This window comes from Hydrogenobaculum acidophilum (assembly GCF_054656715.1).
Window position 1 is genome coordinate 1 of the sequence record NZ_BAAHXP010000057.1, and the last position, 501, is coordinate 501.

The following is a 501-nucleotide window of genomic DNA, read 5'->3' on the forward strand; positions in this document are numbered from 1 at the left end:
CACATTCTTAACAAAGATGCTAAGAGAAAACAAGTACTACATACCAAATTTAGAAAACTTAAAAGTAGGAGATGAAATACTGTCAAATCTTGATGTGGATAACATTATGGTTGAAAATCTTTTGTTTCAATCAGGGTATCTTACTATAAAAGAGTTTTTAGAAGAAGATGGTATATACATATTATCCTATCCAAATTTAGAGGTAAGAAAGAGCTTTAACAACTTTTTACTTTACTATCTAAAATTTGATGCTAATAAGATAACTGAAACGGAGTTTAATATAAAACAAGCTCTTAGAAACAAAGAAATAGACAAGCTAAAAGATACACTGTATAGCTTTTTTGCAAGTATACCTCATGATTGGTACAGGAAAAACGATATAGACTCATACGAGGGGTTTTATGCATCTGTTGTATACGCTCTTTTAAACGGTGCTGGTCTTAATATAATAGCCGAAGACAATACAAACAAAGGAAGGATTGATTTAAGCATCATCTTAAA

At 30.1% G+C, this 501-nt stretch carries 1 protein-coding gene; it reads left to right on the forward strand.

The window, feature by feature from the left end; translation table 11 throughout:
* Window positions 1-501: PD-(D/E)XK nuclease domain-containing protein (locus ACYQZV_RS09105; RefSeq protein ID WP_459895335.1), on the forward strand; the 501-nt coding region annotated here is incomplete at both ends.